The sequence below is a fragment of the Novosphingobium sp. BAM6 genome (assembly GCF_057784955.1).
Genome location: NZ_JBYNTR010000003.1, coordinates 238,315 through 263,106, shown reverse-complemented (window position 1 = coordinate 263,106; position 24,792 = coordinate 238,315). Strand labels below are relative to the sequence as shown.

Annotated in this window: 13 protein-coding genes; 6 read left to right on the top strand and 7 right to left on the bottom strand. The window is 63.4% G+C overall.

The features are described from left to right. Positions 1 to 16: 16 nt before the first annotated feature. From AC3EC3_RS12985 to AC3EC3_RS12975, 3 genes are all read right to left on the bottom strand, one after another. Positions 17 to 1,036 carry an endonuclease/exonuclease/phosphatase family protein gene (locus AC3EC3_RS12985; protein ID WP_488490034.1) on the bottom strand — a complete coding sequence of 340 codons (1,020 nt, stop codon included), beginning with the start codon at positions 1,034 to 1,036 and terminating at the stop codon, positions 17 to 19. 242 nt (positions 1,037 to 1,278) lie between these two features. Beyond that, positions 1,279 to 2,673, bottom strand: coding sequence for a sensor histidine kinase (locus AC3EC3_RS12980; protein ID WP_488490033.1), 1,395 nt, complete (start codon positions 2,671 to 2,673; stop codon positions 1,279 to 1,281). Continuing rightward, the gene (locus tag AC3EC3_RS12975) at positions 2,663 to 3,337 is read right to left on the bottom strand and encodes a winged helix-turn-helix domain-containing protein (protein ID WP_488490032.1); all 675 of its coding nucleotides are present in this window, start codon (positions 3,335 to 3,337) and stop codon (positions 2,663 to 2,665) included. The genes AC3EC3_RS12980 and AC3EC3_RS12975 overlap by 11 nt, the downstream gene beginning before the upstream one ends. A gap of 154 nt (positions 3,338 to 3,491) precedes the next feature. On the opposite strand from AC3EC3_RS12975, the gene AC3EC3_RS12970 reads away from it, so the two are divergent. The 3 genes from AC3EC3_RS12970 to AC3EC3_RS12960 are packed head-to-tail and all read left to right on the top strand — an operon-like array spanning position 3,492 to position 9,009. Further along, positions 3,492 to 4,910 (top strand): TolC family protein, encoded by a 1,419-nt coding sequence (locus AC3EC3_RS12970; protein WP_488490031.1) that lies wholly within the window; start codon positions 3,492 to 3,494, stop codon positions 4,908 to 4,910. Next, entirely contained in the window at positions 4,907 to 5,953 is a 1,047-nt protein-coding gene (locus AC3EC3_RS12965; protein WP_488490030.1) for an efflux RND transporter periplasmic adaptor subunit, read from the top strand. Before AC3EC3_RS12970 ends, AC3EC3_RS12965 begins: the two co-directional genes overlap by 4 nt. After that, entirely contained in the window at positions 5,953 to 9,009 is a 3,057-nt protein-coding gene (locus tag AC3EC3_RS12960; RefSeq protein ID WP_488490029.1) for an efflux RND transporter permease subunit, read from the top strand. Before AC3EC3_RS12965 ends, AC3EC3_RS12960 begins: the two co-directional genes overlap by 1 nt. Positions 9,010 to 9,336: 327 nt before the next feature. Here AC3EC3_RS12960 and AC3EC3_RS12955 read toward each other — a convergent pair whose 3' ends face one another. Next, on the bottom strand, positions 9,337 to 10,155 hold the full coding sequence (locus AC3EC3_RS12955) for a hypothetical protein (protein WP_488490028.1): 819 nt from the start codon (positions 10,153 to 10,155) through the stop codon (positions 9,337 to 9,339). 58 nt (positions 10,156 to 10,213) lie between these two features. Between AC3EC3_RS12955 and AC3EC3_RS12950 the strand changes: the two genes are divergently transcribed. After that, a complete protein-coding gene (locus tag AC3EC3_RS12950; protein WP_488490027.1) occupies positions 10,214 to 10,498 on the top strand; it encodes a helix-turn-helix domain-containing protein in 285 nt (94 codons plus the stop codon). Here the strand turns inward: AC3EC3_RS12950 and AC3EC3_RS12945 are convergent. The 3 genes from AC3EC3_RS12945 to AC3EC3_RS12935 all read right to left on the bottom strand — a co-directional run bounded on the left by AC3EC3_RS12945 (position 10,495) and on the right by AC3EC3_RS12935 (position 18,558). Further along, positions 10,495 to 10,983, bottom strand: coding sequence for a DUF5681 domain-containing protein (locus AC3EC3_RS12945; protein ID WP_488490026.1), 489 nt, complete (start codon positions 10,981 to 10,983; stop codon positions 10,495 to 10,497). The genes AC3EC3_RS12950 and AC3EC3_RS12945 overlap by 4 nt on opposite strands. After that, positions 10,980 to 12,323 (bottom strand): site-specific DNA-methyltransferase, encoded by a 1,344-nt coding sequence (locus AC3EC3_RS12940; protein WP_488490025.1) that lies wholly within the window; start codon positions 12,321 to 12,323, stop codon positions 10,980 to 10,982. The genes AC3EC3_RS12945 and AC3EC3_RS12940 overlap by 4 nt, the downstream gene beginning before the upstream one ends. Positions 12,324 to 13,269: 946 nt before the next feature. Then, positions 13,270 to 18,558: a hypothetical protein gene (locus tag AC3EC3_RS12935; RefSeq protein WP_488490024.1), complete on the bottom strand. Its 5,289-nt coding sequence runs from the start codon at positions 18,556 to 18,558 to the stop codon at positions 13,270 to 13,272. Between the two features lie 178 nt (positions 18,559 to 18,736). Between AC3EC3_RS12935 and AC3EC3_RS12930 the strand changes: the two genes are divergently transcribed. Both AC3EC3_RS12930 and AC3EC3_RS12925 read left to right on the top strand, forming a co-directional pair. Continuing rightward, complete coding sequence (locus tag AC3EC3_RS12930) at positions 18,737 to 23,902, top strand: hypothetical protein (protein ID WP_488490023.1); 5,166 nt, start codon at positions 18,737 to 18,739, stop codon at positions 23,900 to 23,902. Between the two features lie 199 nt (positions 23,903 to 24,101). Further along, positions 24,102 to 24,734: a tyrosine-type recombinase/integrase gene (locus AC3EC3_RS12925; RefSeq protein ID WP_488490022.1), complete on the top strand. Its 633-nt coding sequence runs from the start codon at positions 24,102 to 24,104 to the stop codon at positions 24,732 to 24,734. Positions 24,735 to 24,792 lie beyond the last annotated feature (58 nt).

Below are 24,792 nucleotides of genomic sequence, written 5' to 3'. Positions count from 1 at the left end.
CGTGCGCGGAGGTTGCTCATTCCGAAGGCTGGCCCAGTGCGTAAGAGGTGACGAAGCCGAAATGGTCGGACAGCGTCTCGCCGCCGTTGGCCTTTCCGAAGGGGACATGCATGTCGATAAACCTCAGCTTGCTTCCCGTCCCTGCGCGATAGAACTGCTTGTCCTTGGCGTGTTCCAGAACAGCCATGATGTCGGCCGAGGCGGGGCTCTGCCGTTCTACCGATGCGGTGGCGTCCTGCATATCGGAGGCATTGTCAAAGGCCTGCCTTTCGGTCTGGATACGGGTATCGTCATGCCCGATGTTGAAATCGCCGGCGAGGATCAGGTTCGTATGGGGCGATACGGCTTTAGCGAGGAAGCGCTGTGCTTCCCCGATTTGCAGGGCATAGGCCAGGTTCGCCCGCGCCTCCGCTACACCCGAGGCATGGCGCGAATTGAGATGCGTGTCGGCGATGGCGATGGGGTGCCGCGATCCCGGAACCTGAACCCAAGCGACAAGCACGCCCTTGGCGGCGAGGCAATCGTAGCCTGCGCAGACATTCGAGGAATAGGCGATCTTGCGCGTCTGGACAATCGGGTAGTCCGACATGATGACCAAGCCGCTATCCAGCCACTTCCCTTCCGTCTCGCCCTTCGACCATGACGCCTGCGTGGTCAGTGTCCTGACCTTGCTGCCAAGAGAGCCTGCAATGGTGAGCGGTGCAGCAGCATCGGCGTCAGGCCCGAACACGACGTAACGATATCCCGCACGTGCGGCGATGGCCTTGGCATCGGAGGTGAAGGCTTCCTGCAAGGCGATAATGTGCGGTTGCTTGCCGAGACTGCGAAGGCCGGCCAAACGGCGGCCGATCTCCGCCAGCGCGGCGGGCCGCCCGAAAGCGATCGGCGATGGCAGGCCTTTTACGTTGTAGGTCATCACCGTCAGGGCGCCGGAATTTTTGTTCGGATTGTCTGAGGCCGGAGCTATCGAGAACGCGGGCATCACTTCTGCAGGGGAAGGGTGCAGCGGCATCAGGGCGATGATGCCGGTCAACATCGCTGCGGCAAGAAAGCGATTTAGGGCCACATCTGCAACTCCGGATTTCGTTACCGACAAGACATCGCCGAAGTCCCGCTTCCGCATGTCTGGGGGTAGCCATGCGGTTCGGACCGTGGCGTGGCGTCTTGCACCTTGCTGTTGTCGATCGTCGCGGTACCTGCTCTGTCCCCCCGCAGCGGAGAGACGGGCTGCCTCTATCAACCCAAGATGGCATCATGAGGTCAAAGCGGGACGTGGGCTCACCCTATCGACGGGCCCTCATCTCGTGGCGGCAGTGTGAAGCCGATGGCCAGCCCGGGAGCGTTATCCGTCAGGCCGATCTCGGCATGATGCAGTGTTGCAATGGCATGGGCGAGTGCCAGCCCGAGCCCCGATCCCGGCGTGCTGCGGCTGGCATCCAGCCGATAGAAGCGCTCCAGCACCTTGGCCCGCTCTGAGGCCGGGATGCCGGGGCCGTTATCGGCAACGACAATCCGTGCGCCGTACGCTTCGCCGGAAAGCCTGAGGGTGATTTCCGTACCGACAGGGGTGTGGGTCATCGCGTTCTCGATCAGGTTCGTCACGGCCTGGGCGAGCAGTTCCCCATCTCCGATCGCCAGAAGGCCGGGGGTGATCTGCTGGTTCAGCACTCTGCCGGAATCCTCGGCCACAGGCTCGTAAGCGGCGCCGACGCGTGTGATCATTTCGCTGAGGTCCACTGTGGTGAAGCGCGTGCGGCCGACCCCGCCTTCCAGCGAGCCGATCCGCAGTAGCGCGCGGAAAATGCCGAGAATGGCATCGATCTGCTCCAGCGACACGCCGACACCCGCCTCGTAAGCTTCGACCTCGTTCAGTCCGCGCAGCGCTTCCAGCTGTTGCCGCAAGCGGGTGAGCGGCGTGCGCATATCGTGGGCGATGTCGGTGGAAACCTGCCTCAGTCCCTCCATCAGGCCCTGGATGCGATCGAGCATCCGGTTGAGATTGTGGGACAGCTCATCGAACTCGGGCCCCATCCCGATGGTCGGCAGGCGTTCGTGCAGGGCCCCCGCCATGATCTGGTTCACGGCGCTGTTCACGCCATGCAATCGCCGTACGAACAGGCTGCCGACGAAGTATCCGCCCACCAGCGCGAAAAGGGTGATGCCGATGCCGCAGGCTAGTGTGAACCGGTTCAGCCGCTCCATCATTTCGCGCACGTCAAACGTGTCGGTGCCGATCACGAGGTGGCGTCCGTCCGGCAGGGTGACGCCCAGCGTGCGGAAGGTTTCGATGTGGATGCCCTGTGCGTCAGGGCGGGGCTCGCGCACGTTCAGTTTTCCGGGCCCTTGTACCATGACGGTGGAGGGCAGGTTCCCGGCAAGAAGCTGGCCGTCGGCCTCCATCAGGCGAAACCGGAACTGGGGATCATGGCCATAGGAATGGCGGGCGATCGCATCTTTCAGCCCGTCGAGGCCCAGAGCCCGATACTCTGAGGTCAGAATCCGCGCCTCACCGTTCAGGGTGCTTTCCGTCGCGGCATCGGCATAGCCGTGGATCTGCCGCTGGACGGTGAACAGCACGAGCATCGAGCCGATTGCGAATATGGCCGCGAACAGCAGGACGAAGCGGAACGTCCCGCTGCGCAGGACACTGCGGTGAAGCGGCTTAGCCGGCATCGATGCGGTATCCGGCACCGCGTACCGTCTGGATCAGCTCGCGCTCGAAGCCACGGTCCACTTTGGCGCGCAGGCGGCTCATGTGGCTCTCGATGATGTTGCTCTGCGGGTCGAAATGGAACGACCAGACATTTTCCAGCAACATCGTGCGCGTCACTAGCTCTCCGGCATGGCGAACAAGGTATTCCAGCAGCTTGAACTCTTGCGCCTGAAGCTCGACCTTGCGGCCCGCGCGCGTTACCGCGCGGCGGATCAGGTGCATTTCAAGATCGCCGACCCGCAGCACCGTTGTCGTCTCCGAGATCGGCGGGCGACGCATCAGCGCATTAATACGCGCGATCAGCTCGGTGACCGCGAAAGGCTTGACGAGATAGTCGTCGGCACCGGCTTCCAGGCCTTCCACGCGGTCCTCGATCCCGTCCATCGCGGTGAGTAGCAGCACCGGGGTGCGGTCCTGCGCGACACGCAGCGCTTTCATGATGCTGAGGCCGTCCAGCCCGGGAACCATTCTGTCCAGCACGAGCACGTCGTAGGCATTGCTCGTGGCGAGAAATAGCGCATCCGGCCCGGTCGAACTGGTGTCGACAATGTGTCCTGCCGCCATCAGCGAGCGCTCGACATGCGTGCGCAGTTCAACGTCGTCCTCAAGGAGGAGGATCTTCATCGGACAATTCCGTGAGCTTGGATCTGCAAAGGACGACTAGGGCCACAAACGTCGCGGCGGGGCAAGTTGGCAATTCCCAATCTTGCCGTCACCTTGAGCGAAACTTCGTTCGGCTAGGATCGCAGATGTTTCGCCATGAAGGTGTGTCTGTGAAATGACGATTGTTACCCCGATCGGACCACAGATGCCGGTCGCCGCGTTCCACCGGGAGACCGGCATGCGGTCGGTCGCGAGTATTATTGCGATGGGTATCTGCGTGTCGCTGGTGGCAGGTTGCGCCCGGTATACATCCCTGCCGCTGCCGGGTGCCGCGGCGTTGGCTCCCTCGATCGCTGACTTGCCGGTCCAACAACCACACTCCGGTCCGCTTACGGCGGATGAGATCGTGGCGCTGGCACTGGCCAACAACCCGGACTTGCAAGCTATCCGGGCGGGCAGCGCCGTGGCGGCAGGCCAGTCCCGTCAGGCGTCGTTGTTGCCCAATCCCTCTCTATCCGCCGCGCTTCTGCCGCTGCTGTCGGGGCAGGGCACTGTCCCTGCCTGGAACATCGGCCTGTCGCAGGACATCAAGGCGCTGGTGACCTACAAGTCGCGGCAACGCGCCGCCCATGACAGCGAGGGGCAGGTCGCAGCCGACGTCGTCTGGCAGGAGTGGCAGGTGGCAGGCAGAGCGCGCCAGTTGACCAGCGATATCGTCATGGGCGAGCGGCTGCATCCGCTGGCGGCGGACTATTACGCCTTGCTCAAGGATCGCAACGCCCGCTTGGACCGGGCGCTAGCGGCGCGAACCGTCACGCTGGCGACCGTGGCGCCCGAACGGGTGGCGTTGCAGGGCGCGCGCGCAGCGCTCGATACGCTGGAGCAGAACCAGTTGTCGCTTAGGCATCAGCTCAATGCGCTGCTCGGTCTTCACCCGGATGTCGTTCTGAACCTGTCTCCCGATGTGGCGTTGCCGCCTTTCGATCCGGCGGCCATTAAGGCGGGCCTGCCCGACCTTGTGAACCGCAGGCCGGATTTGCTCGCGCTGCGTTTGGGCTATGCTGCTGCCGACGAAAACGTGCGTCAGGCGATCCTCTCGCAGTTTCCCGATCTGGTATTCGGGGGAAGTGTTGCCAGCGATAATGCCAAAGTCATCAATGGCGGTCCAAACGTGACGCTGGGGCTGCCGATCTTCGATCACGGGCAGGGCGCGATCACCATCGCGCGGGCTACGCGGGTGCAGCTTCATGCGGAATATGCCGCAAGGCTTGCCGCGACTACCGGCGAAGTGGCGGCCATGCTGTCCGAAACCCACCAGCTGGCCGACCAACTCGCCGTCGCCGGGCGCGATCTCGCGCCAACCCGCAGCGCTGCAACGAAGGGGCAGTTCGCCTTCGCAGCCGGTCATCTCGACGAGCGCGGCTATCTCGATCTTGTCGGCAACATGTACGCCCGGGAACAGGACATCATCACGATGGAAACGGCACTGCGCGATCGCCAGATCGCCATACAGACCTTGGTGGGAGCAGGCCTGCCGACTGTCGACCTCCCGGCGAAATCTGCGCTTTCTCAGGCCAAAGGAAGCGGAAAGTGACCCTTCGCAGAGCGACCCTGGCCGGTATCCTCACCCTGCTTGCGGGGTGCCAGAGCGAGTCCCCCGATACGGCGGCGACGCCCAGTGTCCAGATCACCGTAGTGCGTGCCCAGCGCGGATCGCTGCCGGTCACGCTCAGCGCGTATGGAACTGCAACTCCAGCGCAGAATGGCGTGACGACGCTGAGCGTCGCGCAACCCGGGCAATTAACATCGCTGGCGGTGACGCAGGGTTCCGCCGTCAAGGCGGGTCAGGTTCTGGCGACCTTCACCGTCGCGCCTTCCGCACGAGGTGGCTATCTGCAGGCCGTCGATGCACTGGCTGCGGCGCGTAAACAACGCGCCGCCACGGCTGCGCTCGTCGCCCAGCAGCTGGCGACCTCCGATCAGTTGGTGCAGGCGGACAAGGCGGTTTCCGATGCGGGAATCGCTCTGAACGCGCTGGGCGCGGAAGGCGCTGGTCAGTCGGTCCAGACGTTGCGCGCGCCGTTCGACGGGGTCGTTACGGCACTGGGCGTATCGCAGGGCGACCGGACCCAACCCGGCGCGCCGCTCGTCACCGTTGCGCGGACGAGCGGTATCGTGGTGACAGTGGGCATCGACCCGACAGACCGGGCTGCAGTTCAGCCCGGCGCGCTCGTCACCCTGCAGCGTCTGTCTTCGGCAACCGGGCCGCAGCAGGCTTCGGGGATTGCCGGCAAGGTGCTACGGGTGGACGATCTGCTTAATCCGCGCACGCGATTGGTCGACGTCGACATTTCGGCGCCCTCGGGCAGTGTGCTGGCAGGTGAGGGCATGCAGGTCGCGATCCGTACCGGCGATGCGACGGGATGGATCGTACCGCATCAATCGGTGGTCACGTCAGGCGGCGGGGCACGTGTGTTTCAGGACGTGTCGGGCAAGGCCATCGGCGTGCCGGTCACGGTCGTGCTGTCCTCGCCGCAGGGAGATGTGGTGCGCGGAGCGCTCGATCCGGCGCGGTCCGTCATCGTCGAGGGCGCCTATCAGGTGAATGACGGCGATGCCGTGAGGCGGGATCGCTGATGTTCGCGCGGTTTCTTGATCGCCAGTCCCGCGCGCTGGTCCTCGTCGCGCTGGCCGTGGCCTTGGCAGGTATCGTTGCGGCGCTGTCGCTGCCTATCGGCCTGTTCCCGCAAGTGTCTTTTCCGCGCGTCGTCGTCGATCTGGACGCGGGAAGCCGACCCGCCGATCAGACCGCGCTGACGGTAACCCGACCGGTCGAGGAGGCGATCCGCGCCGTGCCCGGCGTGCAGGACGTACGTTCTGAAACAAGCCGCGGCTCGGCCCAGATCTCCATCGATTTCGGCTGGGGCCGGGATATGGTGTCGAGCACGCTGCTGGTCGATTCCGCCATTGCCCGCATCCTGCCCGGCCTGCCTGCAGGCACGCAGTACGATGTGCGCCGGATGGATCCCACGGTCTTCCCGATCATCTCCTATGCGCTGGTTTCGGACCGTGCCGATCCCACGGCCCTGCAGGATCTGGCGCGCTATCAGATCACGCCGTTGCTCTCGTCGATTTCGGGGCTGGCGCGCGTCGGTGTTCAGGGGGGCGAGACCTCCGAAGTCCAGGTGCTGGCAGACCCGCGACGGCTGGCCGATCACAACATGGCGATGGCTGATCTCGTCACGGCGATCCGTGACGGCAATGTGCTCAGCGCAGTCGGGCAAGTGCAGGATCGTGGGCGGCTGTCTCTGGTGATCGTCGATCGCAGCGTGACCGACGCGCAGAAGGTCGGCGACATCGTTGTCCGGTCCGATCCTGCCGGAGTGGTGCGGGTGCGCGATGTCGCGACCGTACAGAACGGCAGCGTGCCGCAATGGCAGCGCATCGTCGAGGACGGGCGCCCGGCGGTGTTGTTCAATATCTACGAACAGCCCGACGGCAATGCCGTGCGCATCGCACAGGAAGTGCAGGCCAAGCTCGCCGCGTTCAAGCTTCCGGCAGGCGTGAAGCTGGTCAACTGGTACGATCAGAGCGAGCTGGTGACGCAGTCGGTCGTGAGCGTGCGCGATGCCGTGCTGATCGGGCTGGTTCTGGCGGGCCTCGTGCTCCTGCTGTTCCTGCGCAGCTGGCGCGTGACGCTGATCGCGGCGCTGGTCGTCCCGGCGACTTTGGCCGCGACGGTTCTGGTGCTCAGTATTCTGGGCATGTCGTTCAACATCATGACACTGGGCGGCATCGCGGCGGCGGTTGGCTTGTTGATCGACGACGTGATTGTGATGGTGGAGCACATCGCCCGCCGTGCCGGTGCCGTTGGCGCGGATGGCATGGTTCTGGGAAAGGACGCCGTATTCCCCGCCGCGTGGGAATTCATGGTGCCGTTGACAGGATCGAGCCTTGCGACACTGATCGTGTTCCTGCCGCTGGCATTCCTGACCGGCGTGACGGGCGCCTTTTCCAAGGCGCTGTCGATTACCATGGCCGCTGCCCTTGCGATCTCGTGGGCGATGACCGCTTTCGTCGTGCCGGTACTGGTGCGCCATTTCATCGATTTTGGAAAGTGGCAGGATCCGGGTGTGGCCGGCAAGGGCTGGCTGGCCCGCGCGCACGATGGGGCGATGGATCGCCTCGGTGCCCGTCCGTGGGTGCTGGTCGTGACCCTCGTGCCCCTGCTGGCGATCGGCTACATTGGCTATTCGAATGTGCCGACCGGCTTCATGCCCAGCGTGGACGAAGGCGGTTTCGTGATGGACTATTACACGCGCCCCGGAATGTCGCTTGACGAATCCTCGCGCGAAATTGCGCAGGTCGACCGGATACTGCGTGCCAATCCCGAAGTGCTGACCTTTTCTCGCCGTCTGGGCACCGGGCTCGGCGGCGATCTCGGGCAGAGCTACCACGGCGATTATTTCGTCAAGCTCAAGCCGGATCACGCAACGCGGACGGAGGACCTCGCCGCTGTCGTGGCCGATGAAGTCGCGGTGAAAGTGCCGGGCGTCGAGGTGGAAGTGGCGCAGCTGATGGAAGATCTCATCGGCGATCTCACTGCGGTTCCCCAGCCGATAGAGGTGAAGCTGTTTTCGTCCGATCCTTCGGTGCTGGAGGCGCAGGCGCAGAAGGTGGCGAAAACGATCTCGGCGATATCCGGCGTGGTCGAGGTGAAGGATGGCGTTCAGCTGGCCGGGGATGCCATCGATGTGCAGGTCGATCCGGTTCGGGCAGCCATGGAAGGTGTGACGCCTGCCGAGGTGCAGACACAGCTCTCCGATGCACTGACTGGCGCTGTCGCGACCTCGCTGCCGGAAGCGGCCAAGACTGTGGACGTGCGCGTTCGGTTGCCCGATGCCACAACGATCAGCCAGACTGAGCTGGCCACACTGCCGATCCGCGCGAGTGACGGTCATCTCTTCCCGCTTTCGCGCGTGGCCAGCCTCGATCCCGTGGCCGGACAGCCGCAGATTGCGCGCGAGAATCTGGAGCCGATGGTCGCGGTGACGGGGCGCATACAGGGGCGCGGCATCGGAGCGGCGGTGGCGGAAGTCAAAGCTGCGCTCGACCGGCCCGGAACGCTGGCGTCGGGCGTCCGCTATGAAATGGGTGGTCTCTACCAGCAGCAGCAGATCGCATTTTCCGGACTGCTGCGGGTGTTCGGTGCAGCGCTGATCGCCGAATTCATTCTGCTGCTGGTGCTCTATCGCCGCTTCTGGCTGCCGGTCATTATCATCGGCTGCTCGTTGCTGTCTACGACGGCCGTTTTTACGGCGCTTTGGCTATCCGGCGTCGATCTCAACATTACGGCGCTGATGGGCATGACGATGATTATCGGCATTGGCGCCGAGATGGCGATTTTCTACATATCGGAATTCGAGGAGATGGCGGCGCACATGCCGGTGGCCGATGCGGCGCGTGAGGCGGCCCGCCATCGCCTGCGCCCGATTACGATGACGACGCTAGCAGCTGTGCTGACGCTGCTGCCCCTCGCGTTAGCGTGGGGGGCGGGTGCAGGCATCCAGCAGCCTCTGGCGATCGCGATCATCGCAGGGTTGTTGTTGCAATACCCGTTGGTACTGATGGTGATGCCGGTTATTATAATAACCAATTTAAAGGGTTGGAAGCATTCATTTGGCTTTGGGTAAGTCGTCGAGCAGGGGCGGCCATTGGCATCGATGACTGGGTGCAGCCAGGTATGCATATCACCCAACCCAACACCCCGTTGATCATCAACTCGGTGCTTGCCAAGACGCTTGGGAAACTACGGCAACATATGCGCCATTTGCTCGCCTCCCAGCCAATACAGGTCGCTCATCTTTATTTTACTCACGGATTCTAAGCCTAACAATTAGGCGGTTCGGGTGAAGTAATATGGAGCTACAGATATCGCTACATACCTGCTTCGCTGCAGGGCTCCCAAACGCGAGTAGCCGCAGTATCGTCTGGTCCGCCATAGCACCATCCTTCGTGCGTCAGGGCTTCAGTCCCGTTACGGGCTGCGCACACGGGATCTGAAGGTAAGTGATACTCGCCCTGACATTCATCATTGAGCCTGTCCCATTGATTGAGCAGCATCTGGACACGGGGAGAAGAAGATTGCGGGCGAGGTGCGATATCCTGTTGAAGCTGGGCGCCGTCTGGTTGGGAAATGTTATCGAGACTGGCGGGTAAAGCATGAATGTCCTGCCTGGTGACACCCAATGGCGCAGCCGCGTCGGCCAGAGACACATTGGAGCGGTCAGCTGGGAAATGGACGTATTCTCGCGCAAGGCAGCGAGATCTTCCACCTGACCGCCACTCTTGAGTGCATCCTCAAGTGAGTGGGCGACACTCCATTGTGAAAGATATGCCGTTTCACACTGGCTCAGCGCTTTTGCAAACGTCAGTGCTACCCGTCGGCCCAGGGTTTCCGGAATGACGAGTTCCTTGAGGCTCGTATTCACGTCGATACATGCGCTGTCCTCCCTTTTGGCCTGAGTGAATATAGAGATAGGATCCTCGCTTTTTTGTGCAATCGCGCGAAGCCCTCCGGCGACATCACACGGCTCAGCAATATTGCGAGCCTGCTGATACAGGTCGATGGCGTCCTGGCGGGCTGTGGGGCCCGGCTGTATTGGATACTGGGCTGCGCGCTCTTCGGGCGAGCCCTGCATGCTTTCTGACAGCCCTCCGGCGATGCGTACCAGCATGAAGCCCGCCACAATTATCAGCAAGATCTGACGCAGGGTCGGCCTGTATCTGCGACGGTTGGAGTAGGATGATACATTGTATACGTCGTCATTTACCGGCATCTGGCTGCTCCTTTATGGAGCTTTGGCGTTAGGCCGGATCTGTTTAAAATAACCTAAAATGGGATATTTCGGTGTTCGTTGTAGCGACCGTGGCGTGGCCGGAACACTCTTCACCCCAGAATACAGGCTGTTCGCCCAAAGCCTCGTGGCCGCCCGCCAGGCCGCAGGCCTCACGCAGGAGCAGTTGGCGTCGAAACTGGCCAAGCCTCAATCCTATGTCTCGAAAATCGAACGTAGCGAGCGCCGCATTGATGTGATCGAGTTTGGCTATATCTGTGTCGCTCTGGGCGAAGAGCCTGGAACAATGCTTGCGAAAATCTGGCAACGCCTCAGCCCGGTTTAATTGGCCGGCGGGGCGTCACAGATATCGCCCGAAACTGAGGATGCCTCTTCCGGCAAAGCCGGTTCGGGCGGCGGCAAGCCGGCAAAGAACTGCAGAATGGCATCTGCGACCTCTTCTGTGGTCGGTGGCTCATGGTCGTCTTCAGGTCCTGCATTGTAGCTCGACAGCAGCTCCAGCAGCATTTTCAGGTCCCTGGGTTTACCACTCTTGATGGTCTGATTGAACGTGGACCTTACTGCCAGTTCGAAAGCGGTGATCCATTTCCCATTAACGCGCACCTTTTCATCGCGAATGCGGCGTACGATGTCTTTCCTGGTCTCGCGCAGCTTCTTTTTGCGGCGACCTTTGTTTCCCGACTGTCCGGGCTTGAAGCGCGTGTGGACGGGAGGCTTGCCATAGCCCACGTCGTAGTCTGGGCCAGGCGGAGTGTCCTGGCTGTCGTCGATGTCGGCATCATCGCCGAAAGAGGCCGGATGCTCGCTCATGCTGCGATCTCCTTCGTGTCGACGCATGCCTGAACGGCGCGCTCGTCCGCGATATCCTCGAAGGTTCGCCCTGTAGCCACGAGAGTCGCGCGCTTGCCTGTAAGAGCCTGCCAGCGCCGCACGATCGTGTCGCAGTACAGCGGATCATATTCGATGATACGCGCCTTGCGCCCGGTCTTCTCGGCCGCGATGAGAGTGCTGCCTGAACCACCGAAAGCATCGAGCACGATTTCCCCGCGGCGCGAGCAGTCCCGCAAGGCATCGGCGATCAGGGCAACCGGCTTCACGGTTGGGTGCATGGCCAGTTCCTGGTCACGCTCTGCCCCCATGGAGCTGATGCCGGCATAGTCCCAGACATTCGTGCGATAGCGGCCGGTGTTACCCAGACCGAAGCTGTTGGTGTGGGCAGCTGTGCCGTGCTTGAAGGCGAAGATCAGCTCGTGCTTGGAGCGGTAGAACGTACCCATGCCGCCGTTGGTCTTGTTCCACACGATCAGATTTTTGAGCTCGGTGAAGGCGATGCGGCCTGCCGTCAGCATCTCACTCATATGGCGCCAGTCCATGCAGACAAAGGCAATCGCGCCATCGCGCATATAGGCGGACATGTTGGTCAAAGTGATCGCAAGGAAGGTTGCAAACTCGCGCTCTGACATCTCGCCGCTGGCAAAAGCAAACTCGCGATGCTTGACCGTGCCAAGGCCGCAGACGTTGCCATCGACCTTTACGTTGTACGGAGGATCGGTGAACACGACATCGGCGCGCTCGTCCCCCATCAGCCGGATGAAGTCCTCCTGATCGCGCGCATCGCCGCAGAGAAGGCGATGCCTGCCCAGCAGCCAGATATCGCCGTGCCGGGAAACGGGCTCCTCCGCCACCGTCGGGATCGCATCTTCCGGAGCATCGCGCGCTTCTGGATCCGCTTCGCAGGCGGCATCAATTGCCAGGTCGATTTCTGCAAGGCTGAAGCCTGTATATTCGAGGTCGAACTCGAGGTCGAGCAGCCCCTGCAATTCGATGGCCAGCATATCCTTGTCCCAGCCCGCATTCAGCGCGAGCTTGTTATCCGCCAGAACATAGGCGCGCCGTTCGGCTTCGGTGAGGTTCGAAAGCGTAATCGTCGGCACGGTTTTCATACCGAGCTGTTTGGCGGCCTCGACCCGGCCATGGCCGGCAACGATCTGGCCGTCGTCGGAAATGAGAACGGGGTTGGTGAAACCGAAGCGCTCGATCGACTTGGCGATCTGTTTGATCTGCGCTTTGGAATGCTTGCGAGCATTGTGGGCATAGGGAATTAGCGCGGAAGTCGCTGTCGCGACGACCGCAGTCGAATGATTTTTCATAAACGCTTTCCAGCAAACGGGAAATAATGACCCGCCTCATTCGTATGCCTGCTGCGCCTATGGTGTAAACAAGCTCGTATCGCCTCTGTGCGCATGTAAGTTCTGACAAAATGGCAGAAACGGCCAAATTACACACATTTAAATATACACTTGACTTCGGGTGTCTGACGCAAATCCGTCAAGTGACGAATTCGTTACATTCACCACGATATATAAGAGGCGTCGTCATGGAGTGGGGAAATTATTATTCTTGAAAATGATTTTATCCACAGAACGCATCTTCTATCGATCAGAAGCAAGCGTTTGGGGCAGGGCGGTAGTGCTCGCCAGCGCTGACTGATCGTCACACATCGAGTCGGGGACTCGCTGTTAAAGGTAGAGGACGAAACCGCCGGACAAAGGCCATCACTGCAAGGCGAGGGCGCATCGGTCGGGGGGCGGGAGACTTCGAGTTGGATTATGGCTTCGGCCGCAGTGCCTCCGGCTCCTCTTTCGTCTCACGCCCTCTCCTTGGCACAGGTCGCGATGCCTGAAGCGGGGGTTGCGTTTCCCTGACGGAACGCAAAATTTCCCTAAAGTTGAAACAGGGAATTAGCCGACCAAGGATATGATTTCTGGCGATAATAGTGCTGCAGCGCGGTCTAAATCATCACCATTTTCACGATAATTCCCGATAAAGTCGCCATTTAGGGAATTTTTGCAGGTGAGACTGGTTGCCGCTGGACTGCACCATTCACCATCCATATTTCCGATGTCCTGTAATCTGCGTCCAACCGGGTTGGCGCAGAAAATATCCCGGCTTTCCCGGGACTTTGCGGGGACGGCTGGCGGGATTGCGAGGTCACGGAGACGCGCGGGCCTTGCGTGTGGGGCGAGATTTTCCCGAAAATCTCTGCGGCCCAAAAAGCGACCTACTCTTTTATGATGGTATCAGGCGGCGCCGCTGTCAGCGGGTCGCGAAGCCGAGCAGTTCGCGCTGTGCGCTCCAGACCAACGGAAGCTCTGCGATCCGCCACAAGCTCCGCGCGCTGAGCGTTGCGGGCTGCGTCCCGCCAAGGATCGCCCGCACGATGCCGGGATCGAGATAGCTGAGTTTCGCCACCCGCTGGAGATGGCGCAGCTGGGTTGTCGGGAGCGCGGCAAGCGCCGCCTCGTCCATGTCCAGCAATTGAGTCCGGGCCGCGAAGGCGCGGGCGAGCAGTTCCACCAGCCGCTCATCGCGCGGGGTGGGATGATGGTCGCTCGGCTCCAGTCGCAGACGGGGCTCGTGGCCGTAGTGGACTACGGAGGTCGGGATGACGATCGCCAGGCCATCGGCGCCTCTCGCCGCAAGCCCTGCCATTACAAGCAAGGCGTCCGGCTGGATCCCCGCCTCGATCCGCGAGGGGCTGACGGTGATCGCGATGGCCATGTCCGACAGGCTCTGGCGGGCCTGCGCGACAGATCCCCCGTCAATGTCATTGGCCAGACGGGAGGCTACATCCCTGAGTGCATGGAGATCGCCGAGACTGCCGCCCGGCAGCAGCTGGCGCAAAGTATCGGCATTGCACAGCCAGTCGGCGATCCGGTGCCGGATCCCGGCCAACCCGTTATAGGACCAAAAGCTTTCATCGGGCCCGTGGAGCTGGGTCCAATGCGCCAGCCATGGCAGGAACCAGCGCGCCCGCTGGTCGGAGCTCATGCGTTCGACGATCTGGATCACCGAATAGGCGCCCGCCGGCAGATGCGCGGTCGCGCGCACCCAGCGATCGACCGCGCCGAGCACATCCTCCAGATGGGGCCAGTCCGGGGGCAATGGTGTGTAATAAGGCCCGACGAAACCCGCCGCCCCGGCACCATGCGACAGGTGATCGTGCCGACCGCGACGCTTTGGAATCGCGTGCTCTAGCATCCAGTCCGCGGCAGGCTGCCAGCTCGACCAGAAGCCGGGGTCAGGCCGTTCGCCGCTTTCCACGAGGGATGCCATCGCACCTTCGAGATACTCGCCAACCAGATCTTCGGGCCGGTCGTGACGGGAAAATGCGATCAACGCCTTCCATTCATTCCCGCCGCCATGGGCGACCGTGAACCGGCCCAATTCCTTGGCGAGCCCGTGACCCCATTCATAGGGAAACTGGCGATCGTGCCGATCGGTGTCCTCCGAATAGGCGCGTGTCCATTCGACAAGCTTGGTCAGATAGATCGAAAATAGCGCGTGGTGCTTGCCGCCATCGGTGAGGCGGGCCCAGTCGAGACCCTTGGTCAGCGCCCGCGCCCGGCCCCAACTGAGGACGCGTTTGGCCGGCATATAGAGCCGTCGCAGCGGGCGCGGCCATTTGCCGGTCCAGACCCATTTCCAGCTATCGGGGGCGGGAGGCAGCAGTGGCGCGCGAACCCCGTGAGAAGCAAGCGCCCAGCGCATCGCTCGCCTGCGCTCCCGGGCATTTTGGCGCTTCGCCTTGTCGCGCTGCCGGTCGCCGCGCCACCACCAGCCTATATTGACGACGCAGGTGTCAAGCGCGGCGATGTGCAGCGCCCGCACGAAATCTGGGCGCAGCGACCACTGCAGTCCTTCAAGAGCCCCTTGGGAGATCGCGTGCACGCGGTGCAGTGCAAGGAAAGTGACTTGGACGTCGATGGTCGCGTTCGCAGGCCCTCGGCTCGCCAGGCTTGCCAAGCCCCATGCGGCCAGGACTTGAAAATCGTCGATCAATATCGCATAGTCGACGACATCCTCACGCTCGCCCCCCGATGCACCGAGCAAAAGCCAGTGTTCGATCCAGGCGCGACGGGTGGCCAGTTCCGCTTCGTTCAAATGCCTTGCAGCAACTGCTGCCGTGCCGACGATGGCGGCACCGCCAAACCTGCGCGCAAGATCCAGATGAGCATTATCGGCATCCTCGAGCGCGGCGGCGAGGCGGGTTGCGCGCTCGATCGCGTCGGCAATGGGTATGGCCTGCGAGAGGCTTCGCTTTTCGCGCGTGGCGCGGATCCAGTTCGCAAGTGCGGTGGCCTCGCCGAGCAAGCGGTTGGCCGTGCCCATCGCTTCCATCTCGGGCAGCGCTTCCTCGGGTGGGGAGATGCTGACCTTCACACCTTGCTCGGCTTCTTCGAAGACGAGTTGCCCGGGATCGCCATCCGACCGGTATCGTTCGATTTGCACGGTCCGCTCCGACACGAGCGCCTGGTTATCCAACTCGTCCTCGAAGCTGGCGAGATCATCTGCGGTCCAGGCGAGCCGCGCGGCATCGAAGCGCTGGCGCACCTCGCCGCCGGCCATCAGTCGGAACGGCAGAAGCAGAGCATGGTGGAGCGGACTGAGCTTCATGTGGCGCTGATGATTGCGCTCGTTCGCCTGAAAATGGATATTCTCGGCCGAGAAGAAACCGATCCGATGCGCTCCCCCTTGATCGTCGATGTGCCGGTGGATGTCATATTCCCAAAGGCGGGGCAGTGCGAGGAAGGCGCCCGCGGAGTCCATGGCGCCCGCCGTGTTCACTTGCTCGGTCACGATCGCGATCAGGGGCGCTGCGGTGGCGACAACGCCCTGGTCCTGGAGCACTAGATCGATCAGCTCGGCAACGGGGCGGCCGACTTCGGCCTGACGGCCAAGCCAGTCGTCGAGCGCGAGATAGACCGATCCTAGAACGTTCGATCCGAGAATGCCGCGCGACCATCGATAGACTGGATCGTCGCCCCACAGCGTGACCTTGCGGTGGCCCAGGTCGATGACAAGGGGCCGGGGTCGCCTCCTATCGTAACATTTGGAACGCCACCGCCAATGCACGCTCGCACGCCGCTCGAGCGCATGGAACAGGCGAAGCGCCTGTGCCGAATCCGCTTCGAACAATTGATCGAGGCCAGCCCGCAAGGCTGAGGAGGGCGACATGCCCTGGTCGCTGCCGAGACCAGCACGCTCATAATCATGCCATTGGAACAGCTCCCTGCCGAACGGGCCATCGCGGCGCGCGCGGCGCCGGCGGGGGAGGAACTGGCGCAGGCAAAGGTCGGTCCATGCCTGCGGGAGCTTTGCCGGAACTCTGCCATGCGACTCGATGATATCCGTTCGCGGGCGTCCGAGACTCTTTCCGGTCGTGAGGCGTCGCAGATAGGCGTTAACCGTCGAGGGCGAGGACTCCACGCATGCGACGAGCACCTCGCGGAGGCGGTCTTCGACCTTCTCCCAGCCACGATAGTGGTCAAGCTTTACCCCGAACGGCTCTCGGCGATCGTCAAACGTCTCGACGTAGCAGGCGTCCTCGATCTCGATCAGCCATTCGTGCACGATCTTGGCGAGGCTTTCGGAGAAGCCATTGGGAGTATTCGCAGTGGCCCGCGCGAATATCGCTGCGACCTCCGAGAGCCGCGGCACAAGCTTTCCTGGCCATTCCCGCCAATGCGGTAGCGACCACCTCAGGAACGGAACCCAGCTCGGGTAGTGGGGCTGCCGCCAATAGGCCGCCATGGTGTAGCGGGTCTCTTCATCCCGGTCCGCGAGCAGAGCAAACATCCGTTCGTCGAGGCGCGTTTCGAAGACGATCAGCGTGTCGAGCACGCGCAACAACAGGCTGGCCTTGTCGGATAGGAGGTTGGCGGACAGGCGCGCCAATATCTCGTCGGAGCGTTCCGAATAGAGTGGCGCCGCGAGCACCGCGCGAGCCCAGGCCGGGTCCAGCCCTTCTGCGGCGTCTAGATTGGCGAGCATTTCCCGCCATCCTGCGACGTCACCCGTCTCCAGGAGCAGCTGGGCGCTCAACCTGACGGCCCGGAGCCACCAGAGCGGTTGATCGGCGGCGGCAAGGATTGCCGGGAGTTCGCTGCGCCGGGCATTGAGGTGCCGGGCGAGCAGCCAGTCCTCGTGCACATCATAGACCAGGCGAAATGCATCGCGGTTCGGGAGCTGAAGGACGGTACCTTCGTCGATCAGCGCCTGCAGCCCGTCCGGATCTATCTCGGATCGGCCGGGGAGCCGGACTGGCACCGACACGAGCGCCGCTCCGATTTCGGCCAGCGCCCTGCTTCGCCGCGCCTCCCCAGATGCCCAGGCGTCGGCGATGTCGAGCTCGGTCCAGGTCTCAGCCGGGGGGGTGCCCCGCTTGAGCAGTTCCCGGATCAGGAACAGCGAACGGTTCTGGCGGCCCAGGTCGCGGCGCGCCAATAACGGTGCAAAGCTTGGAAACGCTTCGGCCAGCAGTTTGGTATCAGCATCGGTGATGCCTTCGATGGCGATGGGGGCTCCCGTCTTCGAGATCCCGGCTTCGACGAGCGCGTCCGCGACCAAGTCCCGATCCTGGTAAGAGCGGGCGCTGGTAACGATCCGCCAGCGGTCGCGGTTTTGAGAGCCTGCAATTGCGCGGAAAAGATCGAGGACGGCCCCACGTCCGGCCGACATCAGCAAGCGATCGGCGCCGTCGATCACGCACAATGTCTCGCCATCGCTACTGGCCAGGTCGATCAATTCCGCGGGATCGCTATCGATGCTGAGTTGCGAAAAATGTTGGACGAGGCTGGTCGCGGACACCCGATTGTCCTTGAGGACTATGCGAGGCCCGTCGAACGACTGCGCGAGACGTTTCAGGATCGCGGACTTGCCCGTGCCGCCGTCGCCCGTCAGCCGGACAATGCGTTCCTTGGCAAAGGCCTCACTCGCGCGTCTCCAGGTCTCGGGCCGCTCTATGGTGATCTCGGTTGAGCCAAGCCGGAGGGTATCGTCGATACTGGCCAGCGCGGCGTTCCCGGCCGTCGCGACCCGAGCGAGGTCATTCTCTGCTGCCGGGGCGTGCTCAGGATAGAATTGTCGGATGACGGGGGCGTGCTGCGCGATCAGCGCCAGCAGCGAGCCCCATCCCAGGACTTCCACCGGGAACTGCCCAATAGCAACCCGCGCCGTGCTTGTCTTTCGCGCATGTTCTTGAAGTCTGGCATCGTCGGGCGCAGTGGTGACAAAAATCCAACGGGATAGGTCCGGTTGAAAATTGCCAGCCTTAACAAGCTCCGCATCAAACTCGGCCTTGGTGGCTTTGGATCCGTATCCGAGATCCTTGCCCTTGCATTGAACGCCAATCCAGCTGCCGGGCTGATCCAAGAGCTCGATACAGACGTCAACACCATGCTGAGGTTGTCCCCGGCGACCGTTTTTCGAAGCGAGGGGATTTTTGAAGACAGCTGCAAATAGCGCGCGGCAGAGGTCTTCGAACATCTCCCAGTTGCGCGGTGGCGCGATCTGCTTGTCTAAAAAATCCACTACATCGTCCACTGTTCAAGACGAACTTCCTCACATCGGCGCACAGCTTAGTCCAGTGTATTTTCTGCGAGCCATCGTTTGCGAACGGTGACCGCTGCTGAAACACTATCGGTCCGCGTCGTTACAATCGCGATCCTCGCTATTGCGCGTTTCGCTTGAACGCGCGTGTGATCGGTTGCACATCTGGGGAATGGCAGAAGAGGGGACCAGTATCGACACCGAGCGTGGCTCGAGCCCGGCATCGCGCGGTGCAGCCGGCGCCTATATCGAGGGCGAGCTCGGCGCGACCTATCTGCTGGCGCTCCTGACCGGCAATAGGGCGCCGGGGCTGCCCGATGCGTGCGTCACCAGCGTGCGCTTTCAGGGCGTCGAGCAAGGTTTCAAGCTCGACGACCTCATCATCAAAGGCGTCGGCGTCAGAGGGGATGCGCTGCTCGAAATCCAGTCGAAGCGCGACATCCAGTTTTCGCCAAAGGACGCGGTCTACAAGGACGTCGCCCATCAGATCGCCAGCAGCACGATCGGCGACGTGCCGGCGGAACGCCATCTGTTCGGGATCGCCACGCAGCGGACCAGCCGCAAGATTTCGGGCGCCTATCAGGATGTGCTGGGCTGGGCGCGCAGCGCGGAAACAGCGTACGAGTTCTTCACCCGGCTGGGCGCCAAGGGCGTGGCGAACGACGACATGCGCGCGTTCGTCGCGACGACGCGTGCGCATCTGGTCGCGGGCGGTGTCGCCGATGAGGATGAGGCGATCTGGCGCCTGCTCCGCCGGATGCTGATCCTCGAATTCGATTTCGAGGCAAGTGCGCCAATCGCGCGGACCTATGGTCTGGCGCTTGCTCGGATGGCGCTGGCCGACGAGCAGGTCGCACGCGCGGAGGCGCTGTGGAGCCGGCTGGTCGATCTCTCGATCCAGACGGGCACGCGGGGTGGTGAAATCGACGCTGCTGCTCTCAAGGCCAATCTCGCCGAGGCTGATTTCAAGCTCGCCGGTGAACGCGATTATGGCCCGGCACGGGCGCGGCTCGCCGAACTCGCGCATAACACGCTTGCGCCGATCGGGACGAGCGTCGCGGGCGTGACGCTGCCGCGGCTGGTGGCGGTCGCGGCGCTCGACGAGGCGGCGGAGACGCAGCGCTTCATCGTCGTGCGCGGCGATACCGGTGTCGGCAAGTCCTGGGTGCTGCGCCACTATGCCGAGCGCGTTGCCGCGCGCGCGCCGATCATAGTCCTCGACCGTGAGGCGACACCGCCGAGCGGCTGGCTGTACTTGGCGAACGCGCTCGGAATTCCCGGATCGGCCGACGCCTTCCTGACCGATCTGGCGGCGAGCGGCGGGGCGTATCTCTTCATCGACGGCATCGACATGATCGACGATGTGGGGCGCCAGCGCACGATCAGCGAGTTGCTGCGGGCAGCTTCCGCCATTCCCGGCTTCACGGTGATCGCGACCGCGCGGCGGGGCGGCGCCATCGACGCCATTCCCTGGCTCGACGCTAGAATCGCGACCGCGCTTGGCGGGCTGCATGCGGTCGAGGTCGGGGCGCTGTCGGACGAGGAAGTCGCGATCTTGGTCGACCAGGCGCCCGAACTCGGCATGCTGCTCGATACCAGCCATCCCGCGGCCCAGCTTGCGCGCAATCTCTACCGCCTGTCGCGATTACTCCGCGAGCCGAGCGCGGCGTCGGTGCGGACCGAAGCTGAGCTCGCGCAGCTGTGGTGGACCAGTGCCGATGGCGCGCCTGCGGGCGAGGTGCGGGCAGCACAGCGCATCGTCGAGGCGCTGGCGACCGCCGCGCTCAAGGGCGAGGCCGGGATCGATCTCGCCGAGGATTCGCCAGCCCGCGACCATCTGCTGGCTGCGCAGTCGGTTCGCGAGGCCAAGCGCGACCGGCTCGATTTCTACCATGACGTGCTGCGCGACTGGGCGATCGGTACCTATCTCGTCGAAGACCCGTCCCGCCTGGCCGGGTTCGATCTGAGCGGGCCCGTATCGCCGCGCGTCGCTCGTGGCGTCGAGATCGCCGCACGGCTCCTGCTCGAGACGGGCAAGGATGCGAGCGCCTGGCTCGACCTGCTCGCGCATCTCTCGCCGCCGAGCGCGCACGGGTCGTGGCGCCGCCAGGCGATCCTTGCCCTCGTCCGATCCGAAGTCGCCATGGACGTGCTCGATACGGCGAGCGCCTCGCTCCTCGCCGGGGGAGGCGCGCTCCTCGCCGAACTCTCCACGACGATCGTCGCGGTCGAGACGCAGGCGGCGGCAGACGTCATCATCCTGCCTGACGGATCAAAGGTCGATCTGCCACGTTCGTACCGGACCGATGTGACGGGATCGTCGTTATTGGTGCTGCGCTGGGTTCTTGCCCATGCCGCCAAAGTGCCAATGTCCGCGATCGGCGCGGTGGTCGAGCTGGTCGAGGTCCAGACTTTCTTCCTCAAGATGCTCCCCTCGCTTGCTGAGCGCACAGCCCGGCTGCTGTTCGACTGGCTCTGCCAGCTCGATCTGCGCGACACCCCGGTCACGATCCCGGGAATGGACGGTCGCGCGCGCTGGGCGAGCGACGCACGGCGGCAGACGATCGACAAGCTCCGGCTGATGACGATGCTGCTCGGGTCGTTCGCGCCGGACGCGCTCAAGGCCTATCTCACCGCGATCACGAGCGACGGCGACCATCACAAGATGAAGGATCTGCGCCAATTCTCTAGCGTGATCGCGCCGGTCGCGCCGGCCGAGCTCGCGGCGATGGTCAAGGCGAGCCTGATCGAGAAGAAAGACATTCGGCGCGGGCGGGACCGGGCGGTGGAGCGCGCCTTCAGCTTTGCCGACAGCGACTATCTGCCGCCGTCGCCCGCACAACCGCCGTTTCTCGACCTCCTGAATGCCGCGCCAGCTGAAGGACTGGCGCTGATCCGGGCACTGGTCGAGGAGGCGATCGCGTTTCACACCGACGGGCGCAAGCCCGGCGACGATGGTATCGCAGTCGACTTTGGCGAGGGGCCGCGCTTCTTCCCCTGGGCATGGAGCTATGGCTGGTCGCGGGGCCGCGGCAATGAATATGCGGCCGCCTCTGGACTTTTGGCGCTGGAGGCGTGGAGCCAGAAGCGACTCGATGACGGCGATCCGGTCGAGGCGGTGTTGGCCGACATTCTCGGACCCGAGGGGAGCGCCGCCGCCTATCTGCTGATCGCGATCGATGTTCTCCTGTCGCATGGAACGATCGCGCGCGTGCCGCTCGCGCCGTTCCTCGCCAGCCCGCAGCTGCTCGCCGAGGATCGCACCCGGCAGATCCATGATCAGATGGGGTCGGGGCTCGACACGTTTGGGCTGAAGGAAGAGCCGAAGGGTTCGGTGCGCATGGCCGATCTTCGAGCACGCCCCTCGCGCGGCTATTCGCTGGTCGACACCCTGCCGAATTTCCTCGCCGATGAGCCTGTCGGCAACGGCTTGCGGACAGCGCTCGCGGCCGCGGTCGAGACGCTTGAGCCTTATGGCGCGCACGCGACGTTGAGCGACCCGGAGCTGGCCGGACGGAACGCGCTCAACCTCCTTACCCAGGCGAACTGGTTCGAGCGGGACGACGGCAATCTCGAATATCGCTCTCCGCCGGACGAGGCCGCGCATTTCGCGGCGCTCGAAGCCAAGCGCGACGTGTCGGTCCAGGCAAGCGGCATGGAAGCGCGCATTTCGATGGCCGCCGAGGGCGGCGACTACGCGACTGCCGACACCGCGCGCGACGCGGTCGCCTATGCCGAGGGCGGCGTGCCCGATGGCAGCGATACCGACGTGCTCCAGTCACGCTCGACGCGGCTTATCACGACGGCGCTGCTGGTCGCGCGCGACGGCGACGACGCGCTGCTCGCGGCGAACGAACCCTGGGTCCGGCAAGTGATCGCCATCGCGCTTGAGGAGAAATCCGATCGCGGCGGCGGCTCGCGCGACACGCTGCGCTACAACCGCCCGGCGATCGCGATCCTGGCGCTGATCCATCTCTGGGCGCGGCAGGGCCAGACCGCCGACCGCGATGCGCTGGTCGCGCTGGCGACACGACAGGACCGGACGCCGGCCCCCGCGGTGGCGGCGGCGGTCCAACGCATCCTCGAGATCGAGCCACGCATCTTCAAGGCGATGATGCGCGCGGCTTTTGCCAGCATGACGTGGCGCTGGAAAAGCTACGAGCCGGAAGACGAGGCGCCCCACGCGGCGTTCGAAGCGGAACGTGCCACCGGGATCGATGCGGCGGTGGCGGCCGAGCTGGCCTGGCTTGACGGCGGTGCGGAGCCGGACTGGCCAGCCTGGCCCGACGAGCGTCCAAACCTGCGCCGGGCTAGCCGGATGCGAGTGCCGGGACCGGTCGCGCCGGAGGAGTTCGACGCCGACGACGCGCTCGAGACGGCGATCGACGCGTCGCCGGCGATCCTTCATGCCGATCATCGGGCGGCGGCCCAATGGCTCGCGATGATCCAGTCGGCGCCTGCCGGCGCGATCGGCTGGCGGCAGGAGATCGTCTCGGCCTATGCCGAGTGGACGGGGCGAATGAACGGGCTGGGGTATGCGGCAGATGCCGAGGTTAGCCGCGACCCGAAGGACTGGAATGTGCAGTATTACGCCTTCTACGCCGAGCGGCTGCTTGACGGGGACGATGCGGCGTTCGCGGCCGACTTGCCGTTCGTGACCGACCTGCCGGACGCGCCGTTCGGCGAAGTCGCGCAAACGGTGCAGCATGCCGCCGACGCGCTCTATTTCAACGACAGCGGCCGTGCGGCGGCGCGACCGGTGGCGCTGCGCGAAAAGCTGGTCGGCCGTGTGATGACCCTCAACCGGTGGCAGCATGCCCGCGACCCTGCCGAAGCGCGGATCGACATGGAGAGCGGCGGCGTCATCGCGAAGATGCTGTTCAACACCTATGGGATGATCAACGGGACGCACAGCTATTTGCCGCGCGCCCTGTTCGACAGGGTCGATGCCTTTCTGCCGGTGCTGCGCCCGATGTTGCCTGGCGGGCAGACCGTGTTCGTGGCGCGCTGCACGATGAACCTGTTGCTGGTTGCGCCGCGCTTGCGGCATCTCGACTTCCTGCTTGACGCAGCCGAGGCCTGGTTCGGCCGCACGACATCGCCGGGCCTCTGGATCGCGGCGGGCGTCGGCCGTCAGGTCGTGCAATGGTTCGAGGCGGTGGTGATCGAGGACCCGGGGTTGCTCGCGCCAGCGCATCCGGCGCGTGCGCGGATTGATCGGGCGCTGGGGCAACTGGTCGCGGTCGGTGTCGCGGAAGCGCATGATCTGGAGGGCCGTGTCACGGCGGCGGCCGAAGCCGCGACCGTGGCGCTCGTTCCCCGCACCCCGCCCGATTGAGAGTCGGGTGACCTCGTCCGCTTTGGTTGACCGGATAACGAAAGCTGTCAGTCTTCTCTCGGCACACTTTCAGCAATCGGCAGGCCTGCCAAAGCATGTCCGCTTCTAGGAAGCCGAAACTACGGACGGAGGGACCGGAATGGGTCGACCTTTTCTGAAGCGTTCTACCTATGGCCGTCAGGGCCATAGGAGATGTGTCATGGGATTATCGGAATTTGATCCCGCCGCTCGCGAGCGGGTATCTTGGAACGCTGGGCGCAAAGTTGGTGCAAAGCGCGCGCTCAAACCCCGTCAGATATGGGCGATCCGCTTCTTTCTCGACCAGCATGGGCGGGTAAGAGACCGGGCCCTCTTCGATCTTGCCATCGATAGCAAGCTTCGCGGATGCGATCTGGTGAAGATCAGGATCAGCGACATCGTTTGTGATCGGAAAATTCGAACACGGGCCACGGTCGTACAGCAAAAGACCGGCAGACCAGTTCAGTTTGAACTTATGACCGATGCTCGCGCGAGCCTGCTCAAATGGCTGGAACTGCGGGGAGGATCTCTGGAGGACTTCGCATTCCCCAGCCGCACTGATCACGCTGCTCACATAAGCACACGGCAATATGCCCGCCTCGTCGATGAGTGGGTCACGGGCATCGGTTTGCCCAGCGAGGATTATGGCACCCATTCCTTGCGCCGAACCAAGGCATCAATCATCTACAAGGCGACCGGAAATCTGCGTGCAGTCCAAATTCTGCTGGGTCACACGAAGATCGAAAGCACGGTCAGATACCTTGGCGTAGACGTAGAGGATGCCCTGACGTTGGCGGAGGGCACAGAAATCTGAGATTGCCTGGCTCCTTGCCGATGTGAGGAGCCAGCACTCCTGCGACTGCTACCACTCC